Origin of the sequence: Gracilimonas halophila (genome assembly GCF_042684365.1) — a bacterium.
GTDB lineage: Bacteria > Bacteroidota > Rhodothermia > Balneolales > Balneolaceae > Gracilimonas > Gracilimonas halophila.
Genome location: NZ_JBHULI010000002.1, coordinates 173,062 through 191,132, shown reverse-complemented (window position 1 = coordinate 191,132; position 18,071 = coordinate 173,062). Strand labels below are relative to the sequence as shown.

Genomic DNA, 18,071 nt, shown 5'->3' with positions numbered 1-18,071 from the left:
CTCTTACAATACACTTTAAATTTGGTTTTCCACTTTTCAATACCGATAGAAGGATTAAACAACACGCATCAAGTACATGGCACGTAAAAAGAATCATAAGAATCGCAATAAGAACAAGCGAAATAACCGCAATAATAAAGGCGGCAACGTTTTCATTCCTAAATTTCACTGGAAAAATAACCAGGGTGTAGCAGGTCGTTATGCCGGAGTATTGGAGATCAACGCCAAAGGGTGGGGCCTTATTCGTAAACTTGATTATGAGTTTTCATATCAACCCCAAGACCCTTTCCTGAAGCCTGAAGAAGTTAAAGAATTGGATCTTCGTCCGGGTTTGGTTTTAGAAGGTGAATTTGAAGAAGATAACCGGGGCAATAAGCATGCATCCTCAGTGGATGTGATAAATGGAAGGCCGGTGGAAGCCTGGACCAAGTCAAGCCGGTTTGAGCGTCAAACCCCGATCATGCCGGTAGACTGGCTCAAGCTTGGATTTAATGCGGACGATGTTGAAATGCGAGTCATGGATCTTGTAGCGCCCATCGGTAAAGGACAACGAGCTCTCATCGTTGCACCACCGCGAACCGGTAAAACGGTACTACTTAAAAAAATTGCCAAATCACTTACTGATAACTACGACAATGTACACGTTAGTGTCCTTTTAGTTGATGAACGCCCTGAGGAAGTCACTGATTTTATTCGCACAACTCAGGCAGAAGTATTCGCTTCTTCAAACGATAAACAAACCCAAAGTCACATTCGCATTACAGAAATGGCCTTGGGATATGCCAAGAGAAAAGCTGAGATGGGAGAGGATGCCGTATTATTAATTGACTCACTCACTCGTTTAGGCCGCGCTTATAATGCCGTTCAAACAAACAGCGGGCGTACACTTTCCGGGGGGTTAGATATACGAGCTCTTGAGATCCCTAAGAAGATCTTTGGTTCAGCGCGTAAAATTGAAGGTGGTGGCTCACTAACTATAATTGCGACCTGCCTGATCGAAACCAATTCCAGAATGGACGATCTCATCTTTGAAGAATTCAAGGGAACAGGAAATATGGAACTGGTACTGGATAGGGAGTTAGCCAATGATCGTATTTACCCGGCTATAAATATTGCAGCTTCAGGAACGAGAAATGAGCATAAATTTATCACCGATTCTCTGGAAGAGCGTAATATGGTAAGAAGATATCTGCTCAAGAAGTCACCAAAAGAGTCGATGCTTGGTCTTCTTAAGGTCCTTAAAAATACCGATAGTAACCAAGAACTGTTGAACCAGATAGCTGCATTAGCATAACCGTTTTTGGTTCCCGGAAACTAATATTCCTTCTTGGGTTCTAAATTACCGGAAGTGAGGGGTCAATCTCTTTCGCCCATTTTTTCATTCCACCCTCTAAACTGAATATATTTTCAAATCCGGAGTCGATCAAGATACTTGCTGCGTCTTTACTGGTATTTCCGGAGCGGCACATGACTACCACATCTTTATCTTTGTGCTCATCAATTTCACTTAGGCGATTTTCCAGATCATTATAAGGGATATGATGGCCATCAATATTTGAAACTAAGTATTCGTGGTATTCTCTTACATCAAGTAGAAAAAAAGAGTCCTCATTTTCCTTTTTCTTCTTTAAATCATGTACGGTAATGGTTTCCATAGGATCTTAATATTATTCTGAAATATAGCGGTCTAATTTAAACTGTTTCCCCAAATACAACTGTTTTGCTTTTTCGTCTTCGGCAAGCACATCAGCTGAGCCTTCCATCAATATTTTTCCTTCGAACATTAAATAAGCTCTGTCAGTGATCGCTAAGGTTTCATGTACATTATGATCAGTGATCAGGATTCCTATATTCTGATGTCTTAATCCTGAAACGATCTCCTGAATATCCTCAACAGCGATCGGGTCTACACCGGCAAAAGGCTCATCCAATAATATAAACTTCGGATCTGTAACTAAAGCTCTTGCGATTTCTGTTCTTCTTCTTTCGCCGCCGGAAAGGCTATATCCTTTACTGTTTACTACTTTATGAAGACCAAACTCTTCGATCAGTTTATCCACCTTTAGGTCTATCTCCTTTTTGGGAATGGATAGAAACTGGAGCACTGACTCAAGGTTTTCTCTGACGGTTAGATTACGAAATACACTGGCTTCCTGCGCAAGATATCCGATTCCCATTCGTGCTCGTTTATACATGGGCTCTCGAGTCAGGTTCTTTTCATTCAGGTAGATCTTTCCGGCATTGGGACGAACCAACCCAACCATCATATAAAAAGTTGTTGTTTTACCTGCACCATTAGGTCCAAGCAGGCCAATCACTTCACCCTGACTTACATTGATCGACACATCATCCACAACCGTACGTCTGCTGTAGCGCTTAACCAAGCCCTCACTATGCAGCATTAATTCCGGTTGGGTTTCAGTATTCATTAAGATCTATTCGGCTATTGATAGTGAATTCAGGATCGATTCAAAGATCGGCTTTCCATCCACAGATCCAAGTAATTTTTCCATCGCCCGTTCGGGATGGGGCATCATTCCCAATACATTTCTGCCTTTGTTACAAATGCCTGCGATATGATCGATGGAGCCATTGAAGTTGGCTTCCTCTGTTAATTTTCCTTTGGCGTCACAATAACGGAACAATACTTGATCATTGTCCTGAAGTGATTTCAACCCATCACCCTCAATAAAATAATTTCCTTCCCCATGGGAAACCGGTATATCCAACACCTGTCCTTCTTTCAACCCATTGGTGAAAATGCTATCGGTTGATTCAGTTCGGATAAATACATTCTTACAAACGAATTTCAGCTTTTCGTTATGCATCATGGCGCCGGGAATCAATCCGGCTTCCAGCAAAATTTGGAATCCGTTGCAGATACCCATCACCGGACCACCTTTCTCCGCGAACTTAACGACTTCCTGCATGATGGGCGAGAAGCGGGCAATAGCTCCTGACCGGAGATAATCACCATAGGAAAAACCACCGGGAACGATCAAAAAATCGATGCCGGAAAGATCGGTTTCTTTATGCCATAGAAATTTTACGTCTGAGTTCATCACGTGCTTCATGGCATGGTATGCATCGTGATCGCAATTGGAGCCGGGAAATACTACTACGCCAAATGTGGCCATTGTTCTATCCTTTTATTTCAGTAACAAGTTGAATTTCTTTAAGTACGCCGTCTATGCGCAGGCATTCCTCAAATTCGCCTTCATGAACAAGCGCTTTACCTTCGTTGTGAACCTTCCAGGTTTTATCTTCCGCTTCGGAAAGACTGCACCCGGTAGCTTTCATTAATTGAGAGATCACTTCGTCAAAGGTATGAATGTCATCATCATAAAGAATAAGCCGCCATGGTGTGGTAACCGATTCTTCGACTTCTTCTTCTGTTTTAGTTTCGGTGATCTCTTCAGATTCCGTCCCAGACAACACGAGTACATCGATATGTTGAGAAAAGGAAAACACAGATCAGGATTCGATCGTAATTTCGAAATCTTCCATCACCTCATTTGCCAGCAGCTGAGCACAGGCAGATTCTACAATTTCCTTGGCCGCAGCTTCGTCTTTGGCATCCACATCAAGTTCAATAAATTTTCCGATGCGAACCTGCCGAACTTCATTTAACCCAAGATTTTGCAGGGCATGATGGGCGGCTTTTCCTTTGGGGTCTAAAATCGACGGACGGAGCGTCACATTAACTTTCGCTTTATACATATTCGGGCTTCGTTTTAAGTGAATGCCAAAGTTAACCTTTCTTCAACTTAGCTGCTAACTTCTCTTTGAGAATACAGGAGTCAGAACTCAGGATTCAGAATTCTTCTCTGAGTACTGAATTCTGAATCCTGAGTTCTGACTTCCTTTTGACATCTACTCCTTCAGTTCAATCTATTCAAGACCTCTTCTTTCATCTCTTCCACACTCATCTCATCTGCATCCATCCAGTGAACAAAATCCCATCGTTTATACCAGGTCATCTGTCGTTTCGCGTAGCGACGGGTACTTGTTTTGATCTTCTCTATCGCCTTCTCCAGTGTCCATTCCCCATCCAGGTATTTGATGATCTCCTGATAGCCTACCGTATTCAGTGATTGAAGGTCTTTGGAGTGACCCGAATCCAGAATGGATCTCACTTCATCAACCAAACCTTGCTCTATCATCTGGTCAACGCGCCGGTTGATGCGATCATATAATTTCTTTCGTGGCCTCATCAACCCAAAAACGAGGGTATTTTCATCGGGTTGAATTTCACCCCGCTGATGGAAGCTACTGAAAGGCTTTCCGGTCTGCATCCAGACATCCAACGCCCGGATGATGCGTTGCCGATTCATCCCATCCATTTTTTTGAGGTATTCCGGATCTATTTCCTTCAGCATTTCATACAATGACTCAAGCCCCTCTTCCTCAATCCGCTCTTCCAGTTTTGCGATGTTCTCCTCATCCGCCTCCGGCATTTCATTGAAAGGCTGGATCAGGCTTTGGATATGCAGCGTACTACCGCCCACATAGATTACATGTTGGGACTTCTTGAGGATTTTCTCTTCCCACTCTTTAGCCCTTTGCTGAAAACTCATGGCGTTATCATCTTCCTCAAGTTCCAACAGGGAAATATTATAATGTGGTACGCTTTCTAGCTCTTGGGCTGAAGGCTTGGCCGTACCGATATCGATATGCTTGTAGCATTGGCGGGAATCCGCCGAGATAATGGACGTATCCAGTTCCTCAGCAAGCTGAAGGGAAAGTTCGGTTTTACCGGCAGCAGTTGGGCCTAAAATGATGATGCGCAAAATGAAGAGTTTGGATTTATAATTGTAAGGATAAAAATAAACCTCCTTACTGGTCTTTCTAAATATTCTTCCCAATATTCTCTTCACCAAATTTCTGAGAATACACTTTCATCTTATTATGAAAAAGATCTTATCTGTTTTTCTTTTTGCGAGCCTTTTCTACTCTTGCTCAAAGGATGGTGAAGTTATACACCCCCGAGCTGAGTTTATCCAATCAATTGAAATGATGTCTAATTCAGTAAAAATACAGGATCATGAAAATTCATCGGAAAATATTCTTCCAGTAGTACCCCCTGAACTCGTTTATCTCGGAGGTGGAGAAGTTGGTACAGATGATTTCATAGTAGAAATGGGGGGAGTTGTGATGGATGACTTTGGAAGAATTTATGTTTCAGTGCCCAAAGAATATAAAATTAAAGTTTTCGATAAAAACGGAGACTTTCTTGAAGATATTGGACGAGGTGGCCGAGGACCGGGAGAGTTTGAGTTTTTAAGCGATATCGATTATCACTCAGAAAAGGATTTACTAATCGTACTAGACAATAAAGATATTGAGATTTTTAAAGTCACTGAAAATGAAATAAGCCACGAACGAACCATTTATAATGAAGCCACTATGAGTACCGATTTATGTGTTACAAATAATAAAATCATCGTAAATGGCTATACCGTTCAGGAAACGAATTCTAATACAGATGGTGAATTGCCTAACTTAAAAATTTCACCACCGCTTCAAGCATATCCTTTAGATCAAGATACATTATTGTCTTCTTTTGGTGACCCATATTATTCCGAGCATGGTTGGGGTATTTTTGACGGAACTCTATCTAAGATGAAAGTTCAATGCAATGAAAACAGCGGGATTATAATTGGCATGCTAGACCTATATCCTTATTTAGCTGGATATGATGCTATTACTTTTGAGAAGAATTGGGAAACAGGTATTACAGGTGTTAACCTCCAGAAATTTAAGGAAACAAAAACAAGCGCAGTTGACATCAATCTTAGCCCGATGCGTGAGCTTAATTTATCGAGACATCATGTCAACACATCGTTTACCTCATATCAAGATAAAAAAGCACTTATCCAATTCAATGAATTTAGAATAAGCTTTTCAGATGCTTCTAAATTAGATAAGGATATGATTGAAAAGGAATACTCAGACAAAGTAACTAACATCTCTATTACCATAGACCACTCAACCGGTAAAATAGATTTTTTAAAGAGTAATTATCCAATATTATTAAATTCAATACTTTACAAGAAGAATAACTCCATCATACTTGGGCCTAAAATTGTCCCTAAAGATGCCGGGATTGTATTAGCTATCTATCATTATTAAAATCAAACCTAAGCGAAATACGGTGCGTAAATCCCAGGTCGCTGGAGGCTCCGGCAAAACTGGCGAAGCCATAATCAAGAACAAAAGAAGAAAGCTTCAATCCCATTCCCAATGTTGGCGATACCATAAAACCGGAAACGGGATCCGTGATGAAATCCGTAACTCCGGCCCGAAACGCTATCAAGTCTTTATATGAAACCTCTCCGCCCACATGCGGCTCAATACTCATCCTTCCCACATTTAAATAATACGCACGTCGATTCTCGAAAAGCAGATCCACATCCGTGGCGGCACTTACAGTGAAGTCTTCTCCGATCGGGAATAACTTTGATGCGCCGATCTTAACAGAAGGCAACACATATTCATTTTGTCCGGTAGGCAGTGTTGCTCCCAAACTGTCGAACTGAGCTTCGTAATCGCCGAAAGCAGATTCATTCACATCCCACATTTTCTGCATGGTGGTAATATCGTGGACAGTGACACCGACATTGGCGAAATCGGTTCTTAACTTCGCCCCTATATCTAAACTATATCCCCAGGCTTGTGCAAATGGTCCTAATTTATGGTGGATGATCTTGGCTGATGCTCCTATTGAAAGCCGATCCGTTCGTTGTTTTGCATAAGAGAAAAAGATCGCCATATCTGCAGCACTAAAACGAGTGATATAATCTTCTGCATTTCCTTTGGGTTGATCACGCTCCCGATCCCAGGCATTCAATGTGTTGGCAATATTATCAACTCCCTGACGGAAAAAGCTTAGTGAGACGACCCCTTTTCCGGATTTTAGCGGAAGAACTCCCGCACCATAATCATACCCAACAATGCCACTGAATCGCTCCGAATGCATGTACATAAGTTGTGGTTTTTCTACCTCAGCGAGTCCGGCCACGTTCCAGAATGCTGCGGTAACATCATTTGCTAAAGCAACCTGAGCACTACCCATTCCTAAAGCCCGGGCACCACTACCTGTACTCAAAAAATCATTACCATACGTTGCCTGTGCCGACTGGGCAGTAGAGAGCAAGGGAAACAGGCCAACCAATAAAAGCGCTGATAGGAAGCGATTCATCAATAAAAATGATAAAAATTAAAAGGTTACTGTAGCGCTTAAACGATATATTTTGAGACTTATTGGTATTGAAAATTGCTCTTTCTGTGGTTGCAGAGAGAGTCAGTATTTCTTAGTATAAGCACACTCCATAGAAAGGGCAACTTTGGGTAAATAATGCCCTTTAACCTTTTTAAATAATGAATGTATGAAATTTTCTGTATCGAGTAACGAACTTAATAAAGGGCTTTCGGCCGTGATTGGAGCCGTGCCTTCCAAAGCCACTCTTCCCATACTTGAAACGATTCTTTTTGAATGTGAAGATGGTAAACTGAAATTGACGGCAACCGACCTCGAGATTTCCATCATCGAGTATATTAAAGCTGATATTGAAGAAGAAGGAGCGGTTGCTATTCCCGCCCGGCGTTTATTGGAGACTTTACGTCAACTTCCAAACATACCGGTATTCTTTGATGTGGATGACCGTAAGAACATCAACTTCCGTACTGACAAAGGAAACTATAAACTGGTTGGGGATGATGCCGATGAATTTCCGGAAGTACCGAACCTGGATGACGGAACCAACATCAGTACTACTACCGAGCTGATGAATAATGCTATCCATAAAACACTATTTGCGGTTTCAAGTGATGATCTGCGTCCTGCCATGATGGGGGTCTATTTTCAGATCGGAACCGATGAAAGCAAATTTGTTGCAACCGATGGCCACCGTTTGGTGAAATACTCCAACAGAGAGATCACCGCTGACAAAGATGTAGATTTTATTGTTCCTGATAAAGCATTGAGCCTAATACAGAAAACCATTGATGGCGAAGAGTGTGACCTCACAGTAACTGAAGATCATGCACGCTTCAAAAGTGAGAATACCATCGTCATAACCCGACTTATTAATGAGCAATATCCGAATTACGACTCGGTTATCCCTCGCGATAACGACAAGTTCCTTACCATCAGCAAAGATCAGATGCTTTCAACCGTGAAGCGTGTGGCCATTTTCTCAAGCACTACCACCCGCCAAATTCGTCTTCAGCTTGGTTCAGACAAACTGACCATCCGCGCCGAAGATCTCGACATGAGCAGTGAAGCGAAGGAAACCATCGAGTGCGAATATTCTAATGAAGAAATGGAGATCGGCTTTAATGCGAAATACTTAGGCGACGTCCTCAGCAATATTGATGATGATGAAGTAACCTTTGAGTTTTCTTCACCAAACCGTGCCGGTATCGTGAAGCCTTCCAACAAAGATGATAACGAAGACATCCTGATGCTGGTTATGCCGGTTATGCTCAACAGCTATGCTTGATGAGTCAATTAATTACTCTCACAACTGATTTCGGATTACAAGACCATTACGTGAGTGCCATGAAGGCCGTCATGCTGGGAATCGCTCCCAGTGCCCGCTTCGTTGACATTTCTCATGAGATTCCGCCACAAGACATTATGGCCGGGGCTTGGGTAGTCCGAAATACTGCTTTTCTTTACCCGCCAAATACCGTGCATTTGGTTGTGGTAGATCCCGGCGTAGGAACCCCACGTCATCCTGTAGCACTAAAAGTAAAGGATCAATATTTTGTGGGGCCCGACAATGGTATTTTCTCCCTTTTCTTTAATGAATATGATTATAAAGCGTACAAGCTGAATAACTCAAACTTTTGGCGGGAAGGGGTTTCCAACACTTTTCACGGGCGTGATATTTTTGCTCCGGTGGCCGCTCATATCAGTAATGGTGTCGCTCTTGAGGATATTGGTGAACCTATTGAGGAGCTCGTTACTTACCACTGGGCCGTTCCAATTGCCGATAAAGACGGGCTGCAGGGTTGGGTCGTTCATATAGATCGCTTTGGGAATTTGATAACGAATATTTCTAAAGAGCTTATTGATGATCATCTCAAGCGTAAGAGCGTGAAGATCTATGTTGGAAATACCATGCTCAACAAGATCGTCACTACCTTCGGGGATGTGGAAGAAGGGGAACCGGCCGCTTTCATTGGCAGTTCGGGTATGTTGGAAATTGGCATTAATAAAGGAAATGCCAGCCGAATGTTAAGTGTTGATAAAGGTGCGCAGATCTCCATCGTGCTGCAGAAGTAGTTGTTTCCTAAACTAACTTTTCCAAAGTTAGTTTAGCTTCTTCTTTTTTTATTCTACTCCTCAGGTAACTTTGGAAAAGTTGCTACTGGATACTGTAACACTAACATCCAATTAGCGTATTCTACACAAAATTAAATGATTGGTTTTTTATGAAGCTTGAATTACGCTCCCCCATTGATGAACGCGCCGGTATCTCCGTCCCGGATGAAGTATCCAACCTTTCCATGCCATTTAACGGAACCGTTGGTTCCAAGGAAGGAGATGAGTACCAGGTCAAGAACAATATTATTGATCTTTTAGGAAAAGAACCTGATTTCACCTCCATTGCTCAAAGCACTAACCACTGGAAGATCACTGCCGCTATTTATGAGGACATCTGGCGAAAGCGTTCCCTCTCATTGCTTTCCGGAGAAGAGTTCCCGATCGAAAAAGAGCACGAATTACTCATTGACTGGACCGCTCCAAAAGAAGAAGGCTGGTATTTGGATCTTGGATGTTCAACTGCATTATATGGCCGGGCGCTAAAAGCGGCTCAGAAAAAAGCGAATATTGTTGCTCTCGACTTTTCTTACCAAATGCTTGAAGAAGCCAGGCTAAAAGCTGAAGCTGATGAAACAGATATGACCTTCATCCGTGCTGATGGACGAGAACTTCCTTTCTTTTCCAAAACCTTTGATGGCGTTGTGATGGGTGGAACGCTTAATGAACTGACAGAAGAGTTGAAGGTGCTTTACGAAGCAAAACGGGTTTTAAAAGAAGATGGCGTGTTCTTTATGATGCACCTTATAAAATCAGACGCTTGGTATGGACGCTTGCTTCAGGAATCAGTAGCAATTGGGGGTATCAACTTCTGGTCTGTGGATGAAAGCAATGAGCTTTTCAATCAGGCAGGATTTAAGGTTGAAGAGCAGCTGGTGAAAGGGATCGTTTGCTTTACGAAATTAAGGCCGGCGTAGCCGGAATGCTTAATTTTAAATGATGAATGTTAAATTTAGCAGCGCCAGCGGCGCAGTCCTATTTAACATTCAGCATTTCCACATTTAAAATTACCTACATTTGTTCCGGAGCTGAAATCCCAAGAATGCCCATTCCGTTTCTGAGCACCTGCTGTGTTGCTTTCGCTAACTCCATTCTGGCCTGTGCGAGATTTTCATCCTCACCTAAAATTCGGCAGTCGTGGTAGAAGCTTGTAAAAGCAGAAGCCAATTCATTGAGATAGGTGATCACGTGATGGGGCTCTCTAAGCCGGGCCGCATTTGCTATAGTATCAGGAAACTTCAGCATGGTTTTTATAAGCTTGATCTCACTTGAGTGTGAAAGCAAACGGAGTTCGGCGGCATCAGAGAAATCATATTCCTCTTCCACTTTTCTGAGGATGCTTGAAATACGGGCATGGGCATATTGCAGATAAAAAACAGGGTTCTTCTCGCCGGCCTCCTTGGCCTGAGCGATGTCAAATTCCAGATGTGTGTTCGGGGATCTCATCAAGAAAAAGAATCGAGTTACGTCGGCGCCCACTTCATCCATCAAGTCATCCAATGTTACAAAGTTGGCCTTCCGGGTGCTCATTTTGAACGGTTTGCCATCCTTTACCAGCGTTACAAACTGGTAAACAACTACATCTACTTTATCCGAGTCATAACCCAGTGACTTGATGCCTGAAAGCACATCCGGATAGGTCGCAATATGATCGGCGCCAAACACATCAATACACAGATCGAAACCGCGATCAAGTTTATTGGCGTGATAAGCTATATCAGGAAGTCGGTAGGTGGGCTCCCCGGTGCTTTTTACAAGCACCGTATCTTTTTCTTTTCCAAACTCTGTGGTTTTGAACCAAACCGCTCCATCCTTGTCATACGCTAAGCCAAGTTCCCGAAGTTTCTCAATCGTTTTTTCGATCTTTCCTTCTTCATATAAACTGTGCTCATTAAAATAGGAATCCATTTTGATCTTCATCCGCTCCAGCGTGCCGCTGATATCCGCAAAGATCTCTTGCTCCGCTTTTTCCTTGAACGGTTTTTCGTCCTTGGCTTCAATAAGGCCTTCTCCCTTTTCATTCACTAAAGACTGAGCGATCTCGCGTACGTACTCCCCTTCATAACCACCTTCAGGAAACTCCGCTTCCTTTCCCAATAATTCCAGGTATCGGGCGCGTACACTTTCTCCCAGAACCCGCATTTGTCGGCCTGCGTCATTAAAATAATACTCACGTTCTACTTCTGCTCCGGTCCATTCCAGCAGTCGGGATACGGTATCACCCAAAACGGCATTTCTTCCGTGACCTACCGTTAGCGGTCCGGTTGGGTTAGCGCTTACAAATTCCACCAATACACGGTTCCCTTTGTTAGTCTCACTTTTTCCAAAAGCTTCGCCTTTTTCCAAAATTTCAGACAGCTCATCAAATAAATACTTCTCAGCAAAGCGGAAATTGATGAACCCCGGTCCCGCTATTTCTACGGCTGAGATCTTTTTCTCATCGTACTTCAATCCATCTACAAGTTGTTGCGCGATCGCTCGTGGGTTATTTCGCAATGGCTTGGCCATCATCATGGCGATGTTACTGGATGCATCACCATGGTCCGGTTGATTCGGTTCCTCAATTCTTATTTCAGGTGTCTCTTCTAACTCAAATTGTTCAAGCGACTCGCTTATGATCTGTGCTAAATATTCTTTCATGAAGTAGTGGTTTTCAAATTCACCCAAAGATAAGGGAAATGGAAATCAGTAATAAGGTCGGGTTAGAAATCTTCTACATAAAAAAAAAGGGAGGGTGCTAAAGCACACTCCCTTAAAACTATGTCGCTATCTTTAGTTAACGATGGCTTCTATAATGTTTTTAAACTCAGCAGCAGTTCTGGGGTTGCGCTCTACTTTTACTCCGTTAACATAAAATGTGGGAGTTGAATTGACATCGAGCTCAAGGCCCTCACGTTTATCTGCCATTACAATTCGTTGCATTTCCGCCGAATTCATATCGTTTCTGAACTTTTCAACATCGAGGTCTAATTCACGGGCATAGCCGAGAAACATCGTTTCAGCATTTCCGCGCGCCCACTGTTCCTGCCCGGCAAAGATCATATCGTGCATTTCCTGATATTTTCCCTGAACCCTTGCCGCTTCTGCCGCGCGTGCCGCCACTTGCGCAAATTCGTGCATGCTAAGCGGAAAGTGTTTGGTAGTAATGGAGATATCATCGCCATATTCTTCTTTCAATTGCTTTTCAATAGGCACGTAGTATTTACACGCGGGGCACTGATAATCGCTGTACTTAACAATATTGATCCTTGCGTCACCGGCTGCGCTACTTTGAGCAATCAGGGAGGTGCTAAACATAAGCGCGAAGACCGTAAGTAAAAATAATCCTTTTTTCATGTCCTTATCCTTTCTTTCTGTAGTAATTTACTTTATCAAAATGTCGTTTCAAGATACCACTCATTTTTTCAATTATCAGTGGAATTTGAAGTTCTTCATTTTCTTTTCCGAATGATAAACGTATGAACTCCCTCGCTTCTTGTTCATTTTTCCCCAGAGCCATCATGGTATTATTCGGTTTATCGGAACCGGCCTGACATGCACTTCCCGTTGAAATAGCCAAACCTGCCTGATTACACTCCAGCATCATAAATTGGCCTTCCATTCCCGGAAAACGAAGTCCCATTATGTTTGTAACACTTTGTCTTGATCCGCCTTCAAGCTTCACTTCAAAGCCCATTGTATTGATCTCTGATAACAATTTATCTTTGAAAACCCGCATTCTTTCCTGCTCTGCTTCCATATCAGAAGTCGTCTCCTTTGCAGCAGTGGCAAACGCGGCAATGGATGCAACATCAGCTGTTCCGGGCCTGAACCTGGAAGTATTATCCTGATCGGGAAACACAGGCCTCCACTCTGCTTTGGGATTTATCCATACGGCACCGGCTCCCTTAGGGCCGTAGATCTTATGCGAAGATATTGTCAGGGCATCTACATTTAATGCCTCGACATCCAGAGGAAGACGGCCATAACTTTGCACGCAATCACTGTGAAGGGGTATCTTTTTTTTGTGCAAAAGTGCCCCGAGTTCCTGGATCTCCTGAATGGTACCGATCTCAGAGTTTACATGTTGTATGGAAACCAGGGCTGTTTCATTTCGAATCGAATCCTCAAGCTGGTCCAGTGACACCTGTCCAAATTCATCTACAGAAAGCTTCGTTATTTCATAGCCCTCGCTTTCCAATTTCAAAAATACGTTTCGGACAGAAGAATGCTCGACCTCCGTAGTAATGATGTGCTTGCCCGACTTCGCCTTCAATAAAGAGTTGATTGCCAGATTATTTCCCTCCGTTGCCCCTGAAGTAAAGAAGATATCCTTTGGACGAGCATTCAATGTTAACGCTATGGTTTTTGCCGAGGCTTGTAAAACCTGCTTGGCCGCAGAGCCTTCATCATGCAAACTGCTCGCATTTCCAAAATAATACTTCGCTACGTTCACGTACACTTCCAATGCCTTTCCGCTCATAGGGGTGGTAGCCGCGTGGTCTAAATAGATCATCAATGATCGCTCTTGAGATTAAAAAAAGGTATCTTCGACATCCTCAAAAATAGACAAATAAAACGCCCCAATCATCAAAATGAATCAACTTGAGCTAAGAAAAATACTTGAAAATGCTTTTACCGAAGATATTGGAATGGGCGACCTCACCTCCGAGTCCATATTTTCAGCTGATAATAAAGGCACCGGAATTTATACAGCCAAAGCAGATGGCACACTTTCAGGACTTGCAGCTATAGAAACAGGTTACTTGTTGTTAGACCCAAATGTTCAGGTAACCTTATTTAAGCGTGATGGGGATAGCGTAGAAAAAGGAGATGAGATAGCTAAGGTAACCGGCTCCATACGAACTTTGCTGACCGGTGAGCGTGTAATCCTGAACCTGATCCAGCACCTCAGCGGGATTGCGACTTCAACAAAAGAAGTAATATCACTTTTGGATGATCCCGATATCACCGTCACCGATACCCGAAAAACCCTGCCCGGATTGAGAGCCCTCCAAAAATATGCTGTCCGGTGTGGAGGTGGGAAAAATCACCGTTTTCGGCTGGATGATGGCGTAATGATCAAAGACAATCACATTAAGGCGGCCGGCAGTATTTCTGCAGCTGTTGACTTGGTTCGTAAAAACTCTGGACATATGGTCAAAATTGAAGTAGAAACTGAAAACCGAGCACAGGTTGAAGATGCCGTTTCAGCAAGAGTTGATGTGATAATGCTGGATAACAGGACGCCCAAGGAAGTAAAAGAATTCCGAGAGATCATTCCGGCTGAAATTATACTGGAGGTGTCCGGAGGAATCAATCCACAAAATATAGGCGGCTTTAATAACTGTGGCGCCGACGTGATCTCCCTCGGCTGGCTCACACATTCTGTCAAAGCCTTTGATATCAGTTTTAACCTCAAGTAAAAGCCTGTTATCCTGAACGAAATCAGCGATTATTTTCATACCTTTATAACTGATCAAAATGTTGACCTGAATTTCGTTGAAATGACGCCCTTATTTACCCAACACCTAATAATTCTATGGAAGTTTTAGACCTGTTAGAAATTGAATCAGAAGTGTCACTCCCCAAGCGCTACAGTAAGTTATCTGTTGAAGAAATGGAGGCGCGTGTTAGAGAGATCAAATCTAAGTTTGGGGATCGGCTTTTTATTCCCGGGCATCACTATCAAAAAGATGAAGTTATACAGTTTTCGGATGCCCGCGGAGACTCACTGAAGCTTGCTCAAATTTGCTCTCAAATGCCTGAAGCAGATTTCATTGTTTTTTGCGGTGTTCACTTTATGGCAGAAACGGCCGACATGCTTACCAATGCTGATCAAAAGGTCATTCTTCCTGATCTTCGTGCCGGTTGTTCCATGGCAGACATGGCTGATATTGATCAAACTGAAACCGGTTGGGGGAAAATGCAGGAGATCTGGGGTGATACCATTTTACCCCTCACTTATGTTAATTCAACAGCCGCCATCAAAGGGTTTGTTGGAAAGCATGGCGGGGCTACCGTAACCTCCTCCAATGCTAAAAAGATGTTAGAGTGGGCCTTTACTAAAAAAGAGCGGATCTTATTTTTACCCGATCAGCACTTGGGGCGAAATACCGCTTTTGACCTGGGAATTCCTCTCGACCAAATGGCAATATACGCTCCTTTGGAAGGAAAATTCGAATATGAGGGAGATCTTGATGACGTGAAGGTGATCCTTTGGAAGGGGCACTGTTCCGTTCATGAAAAGTTTAACATAAAGCATATTGAAAACCTTCGGAAACAAGAACCCGAAATGAAGATCTTGGTTCACCCCGAATGCACCTATGATGTTGTTCAGGCCTCTGATCTTGATGGTTCTACCGGCTTTATTATAAGTACCATTGAAAATGCTCCGCCCGGCTCAAAATGGGCTATCGGAACAGAAATGAATTTGGTGAACCGGCTGGCGCAAGAACATCCCGATAAGGAGATCGTTTCGCTTAACCCTTTTATGTGCCCCTGTCTGACCATGAATAGGATCGACCTCCCGCATTTATTATGGTCGCTGGAAAAGCTGGAAGAAGGCGAAGTCGTTAATCAGATCACTGTTCCGAAGGAGGTGGCTGAGTATGCCGTTCTTGCTTTAGAACGAATGCTGGAGCGATCCTGATCTAACTAAGCTTTTGTTACCGATGTGGTTTTGTTGATCATTACACAAATTCATACTCTTTGAAAAAGCCGTTAAATGGAACCCCTTTCAGGAACAACCCACGATACTTACAGTACATCTTTTTCGTTAGCTAAGCCTTAAACCTTCTGTCAATTTTTAGTACCTTCAGGAAACGCAGCTCTATGATGAGAATACAACCGCTACTTTTTACCCTTTTTATTTTTCTGATCCCCACACTTTCCCCTGCACAGGGCGGACAAGGCGGGGGCGATGGTTCTCTTCTACCTGAGATCAATCCTCAGGATATTGAGATCCGAAGTGAATTCACCGCACGCTTTCCAGGCTTGAGAAGACAACCCATATTGGGATTTAATCCCAATCCCCGTGTTTTTCAAATTGACCCAAACAGGATGCCCTTCATGGAAACGCGGGAAGAAGCCGTGGCTGATATTTCCATCACTCAGCTTGGCCGACCTGAACCACCCTTCCGAAGCTTCCTGCGAATACCGAATCGTATTAATACCTATATAAAAGCAGGTTTTGGAAGCTATCTTACACCTGAATTAAATGGGTATGGGTTTTATAAACTGAATGAGAGCAGCATAGCTTCAGCAAGTTTAAACCTGCGTGCCTCTGATGGACATTTAAATACTCAGGAGAGCGGCTTCCGTTATCTGGATATAAATGGGACTTATATCACAAAAATTCAGGAAGATCTTCAGCTTACAGTTAACGCCGGAGCGCTCAGTGACTTCAACTACCTGTACAATCTTAGCGACCCCTTCCAGGATAATTTCATTGGGGAAACTTCAGACAAAGAATATCGAGGGGGAAGTGCCAATATTACGCTTCAAAAGAAGCAAAACTCACTGAGTGGATGGGACATCGGTCTGGGCGGTAATATTTTTTCTTCCACATTGAATGCAGGTAATTCCGGTTCATCAGGAGATATGGAAGAACAGGTTCTTCGTTCTTCTTTTTCATATTACTGGCCGGGACAAAAAATTTATGAGACTTTCGATATCACCGGCTCTGTTGAAGCCGGCACGTATAAGTCTGATTTTTTCGACAGCCAAAACTGGACCGATGCTCGTGCTTCCTTTACATATGAACGATTATTTGATTTCACGACCCGAATAAGAGCAAAGGGAGGAGTAGCTTATGTTACTGATACTTTTTCTGAAAATGTATACGCTGCTCCGGAAATTGAGATCATACATAACCTGAATAGAAATATTTCTGTTACCGGAACTGCTTTCGGACGACCGGAAATGCAAACCATTCAGGATCATAATCAATTTAATCGCTTTCTGAATTCCCAAACACAATTGCGTCATGCTTATGAGGCAGGAGCTTCCGGTGAGGTCAACTATCAGCTTTTTGACGGCAACAGAATTTTTGGCGGGCTCAGTTACACCCATACTAAAGATTATGCCTATTATTTCAGGGAAGAAATTCCCCCCGCCAATGTTCTTGGGTTCTACGACGTAAATTATGGAACTGCCAATATTTTTGAGCTTTATGTTGGGGCTTCACATCAATTGGTTCCTAATAAATTCTGGGCAGATGTGAAGGTCTATGGTCGTAGTCCTAAATTAAAATCCGGTGGCGATATTCCTTACGAAGAAAAGCTAGGGCTGAAGGGTGCTGTTTCCTATAAGCCTGTAAAAGAACTAACAATTAATGGCTGGACAGAATATATTGGAAGCCGTAATTCCCCGGAATCAAATACAGAATTAAATTCCTTTTTATTGCTTAATGCCGGGGCAGAATATCAGATCAACGAAACATTTGGCGTTTATGCCAAACTGTTGAATATTCTGGGGCAGGATTATGAAATTTGGAATGGATATACCGAACGTCCATTTCAAATGTTTGGAGGGTTAACCGTAAAGTTCTGATTATTTATTATGACTAAAGAATTTTTAGAAACACTTGGTATTGTTATTCGTGACCAGATCATCATGAAGAACTCTGTAGAAATTAAAGGCTTGGGTACATTCAAACCGGTTCATCACAACCAAAAACAAGAAAAAAAGGCGGATGGCACCAACGTCATGATGCCACCAAAAGACACTATCGAATTTACAGCTGAAAATAAGGGGTAAG

General features: G+C 42.8%; 19 protein-coding genes. 9 read left to right on the top strand and 10 right to left on the bottom strand.

Translation table 11 applies throughout. The annotated features are described in order from the left end of the window. The first annotated feature begins 76 nt into the window (after positions 1 to 76). Complete coding sequence (rho, locus tag ACFSVN_RS01995) at positions 77 to 1,294, top strand: transcription termination factor Rho (RefSeq protein ID WP_390297835.1); 1,218 nt, start codon at positions 77 to 79, stop codon at positions 1,292 to 1,294. Between the two features lie 40 nt (positions 1,295 to 1,334). Here rho and ACFSVN_RS01990 read toward each other — a convergent pair whose 3' ends face one another. The 6 genes from ACFSVN_RS01990 to miaA all read right to left on the bottom strand — a co-directional run bounded on the left by ACFSVN_RS01990 (position 1,335) and on the right by miaA (position 4,790). Then, positions 1,335 to 1,655: a rhodanese-like domain-containing protein gene (locus tag ACFSVN_RS01990; protein ID WP_390297832.1), complete on the bottom strand. Its 321-nt coding sequence runs from the start codon at positions 1,653 to 1,655 to the stop codon at positions 1,335 to 1,337. Positions 1,656 to 1,667: 12 nt separating this feature from the next. Then, positions 1,668 to 2,429 (bottom strand): LPS export ABC transporter ATP-binding protein, encoded by a 762-nt coding sequence (gene lptB, locus ACFSVN_RS01985; protein WP_390297829.1) that lies wholly within the window; start codon positions 2,427 to 2,429, stop codon positions 1,668 to 1,670. Between the two features lie 6 nt (positions 2,430 to 2,435). Beyond that, positions 2,436 to 3,137 (bottom strand): phosphoribosylformylglycinamidine synthase subunit PurQ, encoded by a 702-nt coding sequence (gene purQ / locus ACFSVN_RS01980; RefSeq protein WP_390297826.1) that lies wholly within the window; start codon positions 3,135 to 3,137, stop codon positions 2,436 to 2,438. 4 nt (positions 3,138 to 3,141) lie between these two features. After that, positions 3,142 to 3,471: an ATP-dependent Clp protease adaptor ClpS gene (locus ACFSVN_RS01975; RefSeq protein ID WP_390297823.1), complete on the bottom strand. Its 330-nt coding sequence runs from the start codon at positions 3,469 to 3,471 to the stop codon at positions 3,142 to 3,144. A 3-nt stretch (positions 3,472 to 3,474) separates the two neighbouring features. Then, positions 3,475 to 3,720 carry a phosphoribosylformylglycinamidine synthase subunit PurS gene (gene purS / locus ACFSVN_RS01970; RefSeq protein WP_390297820.1) on the bottom strand — a complete coding sequence of 82 codons (246 nt, stop codon included), beginning with the start codon at positions 3,718 to 3,720 and terminating at the stop codon, positions 3,475 to 3,477. Between the two features lie 161 nt (positions 3,721 to 3,881). After that, positions 3,882 to 4,790, bottom strand: coding sequence for a tRNA (adenosine(37)-N6)-dimethylallyltransferase MiaA (miaA, locus tag ACFSVN_RS01965; RefSeq protein ID WP_390297817.1), 909 nt, complete (start codon positions 4,788 to 4,790; stop codon positions 3,882 to 3,884). A 118-nt stretch (positions 4,791 to 4,908) separates the two neighbouring features. Between miaA and ACFSVN_RS01960 the strand changes: the two genes are divergently transcribed. Beyond that, positions 4,909 to 6,132 carry a 6-bladed beta-propeller gene (locus ACFSVN_RS01960; protein WP_390297814.1) on the top strand — a complete coding sequence of 408 codons (1,224 nt, stop codon included), beginning with the start codon at positions 4,909 to 4,911 and terminating at the stop codon, positions 6,130 to 6,132. Here ACFSVN_RS01960 and ACFSVN_RS01955 read toward each other — a convergent pair. Further along, entirely contained in the window at positions 6,116 to 7,201 is a 1,086-nt protein-coding gene (locus ACFSVN_RS01955) for a PorV/PorQ family protein (RefSeq protein ID WP_390297811.1), read from the bottom strand. The two genes, ACFSVN_RS01960 and ACFSVN_RS01955, sit on opposite strands and share 17 nt — an antisense overlap. A gap of 187 nt (positions 7,202 to 7,388) precedes the next feature. Here ACFSVN_RS01955 and dnaN point away from each other — a divergent pair, with 187 nt between their 5' ends. The 3 genes from dnaN (at position 7,389) to ACFSVN_RS01940 (ending at position 10,248) form a co-directional block, all read left to right on the top strand. Then, on the top strand, positions 7,389 to 8,504 hold the full coding sequence (dnaN, locus tag ACFSVN_RS01950) for a DNA polymerase III subunit beta (RefSeq protein WP_390297808.1): 1,116 nt from the start codon (positions 7,389 to 7,391) through the stop codon (positions 8,502 to 8,504). Then, complete coding sequence (locus ACFSVN_RS01945) at positions 8,504 to 9,292, top strand: SAM hydrolase/SAM-dependent halogenase family protein (protein ID WP_390297805.1); 789 nt, start codon at positions 8,504 to 8,506, stop codon at positions 9,290 to 9,292. Before dnaN ends, ACFSVN_RS01945 begins: the two co-directional genes overlap by 1 nt. Positions 9,293 to 9,441: 149 nt before the next feature. Next, positions 9,442 to 10,248, top strand: coding sequence for a class I SAM-dependent methyltransferase (locus ACFSVN_RS01940; protein WP_390297802.1), 807 nt, complete (start codon positions 9,442 to 9,444; stop codon positions 10,246 to 10,248). Positions 10,249 to 10,342: 94 nt separating this feature from the next. On the opposite strand, the gene argS is transcribed toward ACFSVN_RS01940, so the two are convergent. From argS to ACFSVN_RS01925, 3 genes are all read right to left on the bottom strand, one after another. Then, positions 10,343 to 11,971, bottom strand: coding sequence for an arginine--tRNA ligase (gene argS / locus ACFSVN_RS01935; protein WP_390297799.1), 1,629 nt, complete (start codon positions 11,969 to 11,971; stop codon positions 10,343 to 10,345). A 132-nt stretch (positions 11,972 to 12,103) separates the two neighbouring features. Further along, positions 12,104 to 12,667 carry a DsbA family protein gene (locus tag ACFSVN_RS01930; RefSeq protein WP_390297796.1) on the bottom strand — a complete coding sequence of 188 codons (564 nt, stop codon included), beginning with the start codon at positions 12,665 to 12,667 and terminating at the stop codon, positions 12,104 to 12,106. A gap of 4 nt (positions 12,668 to 12,671) precedes the next feature. After that, positions 12,672 to 13,826, bottom strand: a complete 1,155-nt coding sequence (locus ACFSVN_RS01925) for an IscS subfamily cysteine desulfurase (RefSeq protein WP_390297793.1) — start codon at positions 13,824 to 13,826, stop codon at positions 12,672 to 12,674. A 79-nt stretch (positions 13,827 to 13,905) separates the two neighbouring features. On the opposite strand from ACFSVN_RS01925, the gene nadC reads away from it, so the two are divergent. The 4 genes from nadC to ACFSVN_RS01905 all read left to right on the top strand — a co-directional run bounded on the left by nadC (position 13,906) and on the right by ACFSVN_RS01905 (position 18,070). Next, on the top strand, positions 13,906 to 14,736 hold the full coding sequence (gene nadC, locus ACFSVN_RS01920; protein WP_390297790.1) for a carboxylating nicotinate-nucleotide diphosphorylase: 831 nt from the start codon (positions 13,906 to 13,908) through the stop codon (positions 14,734 to 14,736). 116 nt (positions 14,737 to 14,852) lie between these two features. Then, positions 14,853 to 15,962, top strand: coding sequence for a quinolinate synthase NadA (gene nadA / locus ACFSVN_RS01915; RefSeq protein ID WP_390297787.1), 1,110 nt, complete (start codon positions 14,853 to 14,855; stop codon positions 15,960 to 15,962). Between the two features lie 182 nt (positions 15,963 to 16,144). Continuing rightward, positions 16,145 to 17,863, top strand: coding sequence for a TonB-dependent receptor (locus ACFSVN_RS01910; protein WP_390297784.1), 1,719 nt, complete (start codon positions 16,145 to 16,147; stop codon positions 17,861 to 17,863). A 9-nt stretch (positions 17,864 to 17,872) separates the two neighbouring features. Further along, positions 17,873 to 18,070, top strand: coding sequence for an HU family DNA-binding protein (locus ACFSVN_RS01905; RefSeq protein WP_390297781.1), 198 nt, complete (start codon positions 17,873 to 17,875; stop codon positions 18,068 to 18,070). The last annotated feature ends 1 nt before the right edge of the window (position 18,071 follow it).

Excerpts from the sequence above, each read along its gene's own strand:
- rho (WP_390297835.1), top strand. The coding sequence starts at position 77 with ATGGCACGTAAAAAGAATCATAAGAATCGCAATAAGAACAAGCGAAAT.
- ACFSVN_RS01990 (WP_390297832.1), bottom strand. The coding sequence starts at position 1,655 with ATGGAAACCATTACCGTACATGATTTAAAGAAGAAAAAGGAAAATGAG.
- lptB (WP_390297829.1), bottom strand. The coding sequence starts at position 2,429 with ATGAATACTGAAACCCAACCGGAATTAATGCTGCATAGTGAGGGCTTG.
- purQ (WP_390297826.1), bottom strand. The coding sequence starts at position 3,137 with ATGGCCACATTTGGCGTAGTAGTATTTCCCGGCTCCAATTGCGATCAC.
- purS (WP_390297820.1), bottom strand. The coding sequence starts at position 3,720 with ATGTATAAAGCGAAAGTTAATGTGACGCTCCGTCCGTCGATTTTAGAC.
- ACFSVN_RS01960 (WP_390297814.1), top strand. The coding sequence starts at position 4,909 with ATGAAAAAGATCTTATCTGTTTTTCTTTTTGCGAGCCTTTTCTACTCT.
- ACFSVN_RS01955 (WP_390297811.1), bottom strand. The coding sequence starts at position 7,201 with ATGAATCGCTTCCTATCAGCGCTTTTATTGGTTGGCCTGTTTCCCTTG.
- dnaN (WP_390297808.1), top strand. The coding sequence starts at position 7,389 with ATGAAATTTTCTGTATCGAGTAACGAACTTAATAAAGGGCTTTCGGCC.
- ACFSVN_RS01945 (WP_390297805.1), top strand. The coding sequence starts at position 8,504 with ATGAGTCAATTAATTACTCTCACAACTGATTTCGGATTACAAGACCAT.
- ACFSVN_RS01940 (WP_390297802.1), top strand. The coding sequence starts at position 9,442 with ATGAAGCTTGAATTACGCTCCCCCATTGATGAACGCGCCGGTATCTCC.
- argS (WP_390297799.1), bottom strand. The coding sequence starts at position 11,971 with ATGAAAGAATATTTAGCACAGATCATAAGCGAGTCGCTTGAACAATTT.
- ACFSVN_RS01930 (WP_390297796.1), bottom strand. The coding sequence starts at position 12,667 with ATGAAAAAAGGATTATTTTTACTTACGGTCTTCGCGCTTATGTTTAGC.
- ACFSVN_RS01925 (WP_390297793.1), bottom strand. The coding sequence starts at position 13,826 with ATGATCTATTTAGACCACGCGGCTACCACCCCTATGAGCGGAAAGGCA.
- nadC (WP_390297790.1), top strand. The coding sequence starts at position 13,906 with ATGAATCAACTTGAGCTAAGAAAAATACTTGAAAATGCTTTTACCGAA.
- nadA (WP_390297787.1), top strand. The coding sequence starts at position 14,853 with ATGGAAGTTTTAGACCTGTTAGAAATTGAATCAGAAGTGTCACTCCCC.
- ACFSVN_RS01910 (WP_390297784.1), top strand. The coding sequence starts at position 16,145 with ATGATGAGAATACAACCGCTACTTTTTACCCTTTTTATTTTTCTGATC.
- ACFSVN_RS01905 (WP_390297781.1), top strand. The coding sequence starts at position 17,873 with ATGACTAAAGAATTTTTAGAAACACTTGGTATTGTTATTCGTGACCAG.